The organism is Gordonia sp. (in: high G+C Gram-positive bacteria) (genome assembly GCF_049299075.1).
Classification (GTDB): Bacteria; Actinomycetota; Actinomycetes; order Mycobacteriales; family Mycobacteriaceae; genus Gordonia.
In genome coordinates this window covers 1-5,840 of the sequence record NZ_JBAQWU010000538.1, presented here as the reverse complement: position 1 = coordinate 5,840, position 5,840 = coordinate 1, and the positions used below count along the sequence as shown (strand labels likewise).

Here is a 5,840-nt window from a genome sequence, read left to right as displayed (position 1 = left end):
CTGTTCTTCTTTGTATTCCTGGGTTTCCTGCTGGACGTGTGGCTGCCGACCTGGGCCGCTTTCCTGATCGTCTTCGGTCTTCTGCTTGGTACCGCGATCCTCGGCATCCTGATCGGTTACCGGCTGTTCAAGAAGCTGCGCGCCCCGGAGAAGACCATCGAGTCGGTCCGCGAGGCCAAAGCCGCACTACTGCCCGGTGGCGGCGAGTCCGCACCACCGGCCGTCGGCGGTTATGCGCACCCGCAGATCCCGCCGGCCGGGCACCACGCACACCGGAGCTGACCCTGGCCACCCTGTCCGGCGCGCCGGACGCCACCCAGGTCAGATTCGACGGCCCCTGGCAGCATTTCGATGTTCGGGCCAATGGTCTGCGCTTCCACGCCGTCGAAGGCATTGCGGACAATCTGACCGATCGCCCACTAGTACTGCTGCTGCACGGCTTCGGCGAGTTCTGGTGGAGCTGGCGACACCAGATCGCCCCGCTCACCGAGGCCGGCTACCATGTCGTCGCCGTCGATCTGCGCGGCTACGGCGACTCCGACAAACCCCCGCGCGGCTACGACGGGTGGACGCTGGCCGGCGACACGCACGCCCTGGTGCGCGCTCTCGGACACAGCGAGGCGACGTTGGTTGGCCACGCCGACGGCGGCCTCGTCTGCTGGGCCACGGCCACCCTGCACCCCCGTTCGGTATCGCGCATTGCGGTCCTGGGCTCCCCCCATCCGCGCGCCCTGCGCCAGGCGGTGCTGACCAACGCCGACGAGCGCCGCGCCTTCTTAGCGCCCTTCCTGCACAACCAGTTGCCGCGCCTCGGCGAGAAGCGACTCACCCGCGGTAGTAGCGCCTGGCTGGACGAGTACTTCCGCGAACGTGCCGGGGCGGCATGGCTGCAGACGCCAGACTTCGCCGACGCCCTCCCCCGCAATCGCGATGCAATGCTGATCCCGGGCGTCGCGCACTGCAGCCTGGAGTACCGGCGCTGGGCCTTCCGCTCGCAGTTCCGCGGGGACGGCCGCCGATTCATGGACCTGATGAACAAACGACTCCACATCCCGGTGCTGGCCATGCGCGGCGACGAGGACGATTACATCCTCGATTCGGTGGTCTCGGCCAGCAGCCATTGGGCAGCCAATTTCGACTACCGGGTGATTCCGGCCGCCGGACACTGGGTGCACGAAGAGAATCCCAGCGAGGTCAACGACAGGTTGCTCCGCCTGCTGGCCGACTAACCGTCAGCGGGCCAGGCAGGCCGCCGTGCTCACCGCTCGTCGCCGCTGTTGCGAGCCCTGAACGTCGGCCCGCACCTGGTCGGCGGTCAGCACGAATCCGGTGTCGTCACCGTCACGCTCGGATGCACCGAAGACGACGCCGAGCACCTGTCCACCCGGAGTGATCATCGGACCGCCAGAATTGCCCGGCCGCACCGAACCGCGCACCGTGTACACCTGGCGCTGCACATCCTCCGGGCTCTGGTAGATATCCGGGCCGACCAGATTCACCGTGTTGCGTAGCCGCACCGGTGTCACGGTGAATGGCCCGTTCTCCGGGAACCCGAGAATGATCGCGTCGTCGCCGGTCCGGCCGGACTGCTCAGCGAACGGCAGCGTCGGCGCCGACAGCCCGGGGACGTCGAGCACGGCAACGTCGTTGCGCGGGTTGTACCACACGACGGTCGCCGCGTACTCGGTCCCGCTCGAGGTCTGCACCGACACCTGATCGGTACCGGCGACGACGTGCGCGTTGGTCATCACCCGCTCCGGGCTGATCACGAAGCCTGAACCTTCCAGCGACTGGCTACACGCGTTGGCCACACCCAGAATCTTCAGCACGCTCGGCTCCGCCCGGCGAACCGCTGCCGCCGAATCCAACTGCGGGTTGGGTGCCTCGACGTTGGCCACCTCGGCCTCGCCCCACGGGCTGATCACCTGCTTGAGACCGGAGGTGTCGAGCAATGCGGTGAAGTCACCAGGCAAATCGCGCAGCCACGTCGGCGCCACCTGATCGACGCCGTCGACCACCTGCGAACCCCGGACGGCCGTGGCGAAACCACTGCTCGACGTCGATCCGCGGATCGGCACCGCGATCAGCCACGCCGCCACCAGGATCGCCAGCACCTGCAGCACGACGCCGACGGCGCTGTCCACCCGACGCAGCCGCAGCGAGTGCAGGCCGCTGCGGGCGGCACGCCCGATCACCATGCCGGAGATCTCGCCGATGATCACCAACCCGGCCAGCAGCAATACCGCCACCAGGATCCGCACCCGCGGATCGTCGATGCCGGAAACGACATGCGGCACCAGCAGAATGCCGGCCACCACCCCGATCAGCACGCCGATCAGGGCCAGCGCCGACGCGGCCGCACCCTGCCGGTAGCCGCTTACTGCGGCGAGCGCGGCGATGGCCAAGATGGCCAGGTCGATCCAGATTGATCCGCTCACCCGTGCGCACTCCCGCCGTCGGGATCGCCGAAGCCGGACACCTGCCGGCCGCCGGTCTCGGCGATCATCTGCTCCAGTGGGCGGACGTCCGCGGTGTCCCACGGCAAATCCCACCCCGCGGCCTCGCTGATCGCGGCCAATAGACCGCCGGTGAAGCCCCAGACGAGGAGACCGTCGTACAGGAACGCCGGCCCTTTGTAGGCGGTCGCGCCCATGATCGAGCGGCTCACCTGGAAGCGATTGGCTGGGTCAAGCAGCTCGCGCAAATTTGTCCGCATCACCCTGGACGTCTCGGCGTTGACGACGCCGACATCGCTCGGCGCGAACCAGTGCCCGAGAACCGGGGTCACTTCGAAGCCGGACGGCACCGGGAACATCGGCAGACTCGCGAGCACCCGCACACCATCGGCACTCAGCCCGGTCTCCTCGCGGGCTTCGCGCAGCGCGGTGCCCACCGGATAGTCGTCGCCCGGATCGCGGCCGCCACCGGGGAAGGCGATTTGACCGCTGTGCGTACGCATGGTGGGCGCCCGTTCGGTCAGCAGCACGTCAGCGTCGGCAGGCAGACCTCCGGGATGGTCGGCAGCGGCCTCGAAGGTGCCACCGAAGAGGACCAGCACCGCGGCCGCGCGCTTAGCCCGGAAGGCCGCGGCCCAGCGCGCACGGTCACCGCCCCGGTTCAGCACGGCCTCGTTCACAGCGGCCGGGTTATCGGTCACCGGGCGCAGCCACGGCGGGATCTCCGTGCGCTCGGTCAGCATGCCAAACGGGTTACCAGGGTGCTTCACGGTGTGTCCCCCGAGACGTCCACGCCGAGTTGGCTGTTGACTACGGCGGCGAGGTCGTCGTAGGAGGTGAAGACGCGCGGCTCGATGGCGGCCACCGTTCCGTCGGCGCGGATCAGGATCGTCGAGGGGTAGACGCGCGGGGTGCGCAGCCCGCGGGCCACCTCGCCGTCGACATCGGCGACGGTGGGCACGTGCACGCCCACTTCGGCAAGAAACTGCAACAGCGCGTAGGGCTTGGCGGCGCCGTCGATGGCGTGCACCAGCAGCACGTCGAGCTGATCGCCCGCCCGGCGGTACAGCTCGTCGAACAGCGGGAGTTCCTTGCGACACGGCAAGCACCACACCGCCCACATGTTGATCACGACCGGACGTCCCGCGGTGGCCTGGCCCAGGTTGAGTCGCTGGCCGTCAGCCAGGCAGATCGCGGACGCAGCGGCCAGCGCGGCTCCGGCCGAGACCGGCCGATCACTCTGCGGACACGGCGGCAGAGCCGCGTCGACCCGTGCCCGAGCGAGAGTCGCATCGTCGACCGGCTCATCGGTCACGCCCTGGGTGGAGCCAGCCGCACTCTGCGGCGGCACGGCGCTGCCGCGCGGCCAGAACGCAATAATCAGCAGGACGGTCACGATGACGAAGGCGATCATCGCCTTAGCTGCCGGCGTTGTTAGTTGTTCCCAGACGCGCTTCACGCTGCCGACCCCCCGACGCCCGCAAGCGCGAGAAGGTGCTCGGTCTCCGGCCCCTTCACGAGTGCGGCCGCTTCGATCTTGTCGGTGGGCCCGGTGCCGTAGGCCGGACAGTCAGTGGCCAGCGTGCAGATACCGCATGCGGGCTTGCGCGCGTGGCAGATCCGGCGTCCATGAAAAATGATCCGGTGACTCAGGTCGGTGTACTCCTTGCGTGGGAACAGTTCCCCGATCACCCGCTCCACCTTCACCGGGTCAGTCTGGTCGGTCCACTCCCAGCGGCTCACCAGTCGCAGAAAATGCGTGTCCACGGTTAGCCCGGGAACCCCGAAGGCATTGCCCAGCACCACGTTCGCGGTTTTGCGGCCGAACCCGGGCAGCGAGACGAGTTCGTCGAGCTTGCCGGGAACCTCGCCGTCAAACCGGGTGACCAATGCTTGGCCGAGGCCGATGATCGAGTGGGCCTTGTTGCGGTAGAAGCCGGTCGAGCGGATCAGCTCCTCGAGTTCGGTGCGGTCGGCACCGGCATAAGCCCAGGCATCCGGGTACCGGGCGAAAAGCGCCGGCGTCACCTGGTTCACCCGCACATCGGTGCACTGCGCGGACAGGATGGTGGCGACCGACAGTTCCAGCGGCGTGGTGAAGTCCAGTTCGCAGTAGACGTGCGGGAATTCGACGGTCAACTGCCGGTACATCCGCCGGGCACGACGAACCAGTCCCAAGCGGGTCTGCTCTTTTCGGCGGCTCATACCCATGAAGATTACCGATGCGCCGCGCCACCACCGGCGACGGAGTCCTCGGCGCGGGCTGAGCTAGGTCACAACTCGGTGTCGGCGCCCGCCTGAATTCGCGAGCACTTGGCGCACTGTGTTTTGGTGGAGGACATGCAAGGACTGGCCGTGATCGTCTTCCCGTTCGTGCTGATGCTGTTCGCCCTGGCCATGGAACGGGTGCAGCGCAACCTCGACAGCCTGACCGTCGGCCGAGCGCAGGTCGACGAGTTCCTGGAAGGCGCCGACGACACCGATGTAAAGAACCTAGCGCGCGAAGGTCTGCCGAGCGCCTTGGACCGCCTCCGTCGCCGCCGAAATCAGCTTGCCGACGAAGATTGATCGATTACCGCGTTCCTCCGCGCGTGTGACCCTAGCAACAATTAAACTCATCCATCGAGTAGCGTGGATCACTGGCGCGTGTGCAGGCGCGGTGGCGACGAGAACGAGAAAGGTTCCTGGTGGACGAGATTCTGGCCCGGGCAGGCATTTTCCAGGGGGTTGAGCCGACCGCAGTTGCGGCCCTCGCGTCCGAACTGACGGAACTCGAGTTCCCTCGCGGACATGTGATCTTCCACGAGGGGGAACCGGGCGACCGGCTCTACATCATCCTGTCCGGCAAGGTAAAGCTCGGCCGCCGGTCGCCGGACGGTCGGGAGAACCTGCTGACCATCATGGGTCCGTCAGACATGTTCGGCGAGCTCTCTATCTTCGATCCCGGCCCGCGGACCTCGTCAGCGACCACCGTTACCGAAGTGCGGGTGGCCACGATGGACCGCGATGCCTTGAAGAAGTGGATCAAGGACCGCCCGGAGATTGCCGAGCAACTGCTGCGCGTGTTGGCCCGCCGCCTGCGCCGCACCAACAACAACCTCGCCGATCTGATCTTCACTGACGTCCCCGGCCGCGTCGCCAAGCAGCTGCTACAGCTCGCTCAGCGCTTCGGCACGCAAGAGGGCGGCGCACTGCGCGTCACCCACGACCTCACCCAAGAAGAGATCGCCCAGCTGGTCGGCGCCTCCCGCGAAACCGTGAACAAGGCACTCGCCGACTTCGCCCAACGCGGCTGGCTGCGGCTGGAGGGCAAGAGCGTGCTAATCGCCGACTCCGAGCGACTGGCCCGCCGCGCTCGCTGACCGAACGACGACGCCGCGCCAC

At 67.5% G+C, this 5,840-nt stretch carries 8 protein-coding genes; 4 read left to right on the top strand and 4 right to left on the bottom strand.

Annotation, left to right across the window (positions count from 1 at the left end; genetic code table 11):
• The coding region (locus WAW85_RS17170) for a phage holin family protein (RefSeq protein WP_422560791.1) at positions 1-282 on the top strand (282 nt) is incomplete at its 5' end.
• 11 nt (positions 283-293) lie between these two features.
• On the top strand, positions 294-1,229 hold the full coding sequence (locus WAW85_RS17165) for an alpha/beta fold hydrolase (RefSeq protein ID WP_422560794.1): 936 nt from the start codon (positions 294-296) through the stop codon (positions 1,227-1,229).
• Between the two features lie 3 nt (positions 1,230-1,232).
• Here the strand turns inward: WAW85_RS17165 and WAW85_RS17160 are convergent, their stop codons facing one another.
• The 4 genes from WAW85_RS17160 to nth are packed head-to-tail and all read right to left on the bottom strand — an operon-like array spanning position 1,233 to position 4,661.
• Complete coding sequence (locus WAW85_RS17160) at positions 1,233-2,438, bottom strand: MarP family serine protease (protein WP_422560790.1); 1,206 nt, start codon at positions 2,436-2,438, stop codon at positions 1,233-1,235.
• A complete protein-coding gene (locus WAW85_RS17155; protein ID WP_422560793.1) occupies positions 2,435-3,199 on the bottom strand; it encodes an NUDIX hydrolase in 765 nt (254 codons plus the stop codon). The genes WAW85_RS17160 and WAW85_RS17155 overlap by 4 nt, the downstream gene beginning before the upstream one ends.
• Before the next feature lie 23 nt (positions 3,200-3,222).
• Positions 3,223-3,915: a TlpA family protein disulfide reductase gene (locus tag WAW85_RS17150; protein ID WP_422560789.1), complete on the bottom strand. Its 693-nt coding sequence runs from the start codon at positions 3,913-3,915 to the stop codon at positions 3,223-3,225.
• Positions 3,912-4,661: an endonuclease III gene (nth, locus tag WAW85_RS17145; RefSeq protein ID WP_422560788.1), complete on the bottom strand. Its 750-nt coding sequence runs from the start codon at positions 4,659-4,661 to the stop codon at positions 3,912-3,914. The genes WAW85_RS17150 and nth overlap by 4 nt, the downstream gene beginning before the upstream one ends.
• 135 nt (positions 4,662-4,796) lie before the next feature.
• On the opposite strand from nth, the gene WAW85_RS17140 reads away from it, so the two are divergent.
• A complete protein-coding gene (locus tag WAW85_RS17140; RefSeq protein ID WP_422560792.1) occupies positions 4,797-5,024 on the top strand; it encodes a hypothetical protein in 228 nt (75 codons plus the stop codon).
• Between the two features lie 119 nt (positions 5,025-5,143).
• Positions 5,144-5,818 carry a Crp/Fnr family transcriptional regulator gene (locus tag WAW85_RS17135; protein WP_422560787.1) on the top strand — a complete coding sequence of 225 codons (675 nt, stop codon included), beginning with the start codon at positions 5,144-5,146 and terminating at the stop codon, positions 5,816-5,818.
• Positions 5,819-5,840: the final 22 nt, after the last annotated feature.

What these genes read in the sequence shown, in the direction of transcription:
- WAW85_RS17155 (WP_422560793.1), bottom strand. Translation starts at nt 3,199, where the DNA reads ATGCTGACCGAGCGCACGGAGATCCCGCCGTGGCTGCGCCCGGTGACC.
- nth (WP_422560788.1), bottom strand. Translation starts at nt 4,661, where the DNA reads ATGAGCCGCCGAAAAGAGCAGACCCGCTTGGGACTGGTTCGTCGTGCC.
- WAW85_RS17140 (WP_422560792.1), top strand. Translation starts at nt 4,797, where the DNA reads ATGCAAGGACTGGCCGTGATCGTCTTCCCGTTCGTGCTGATGCTGTTC.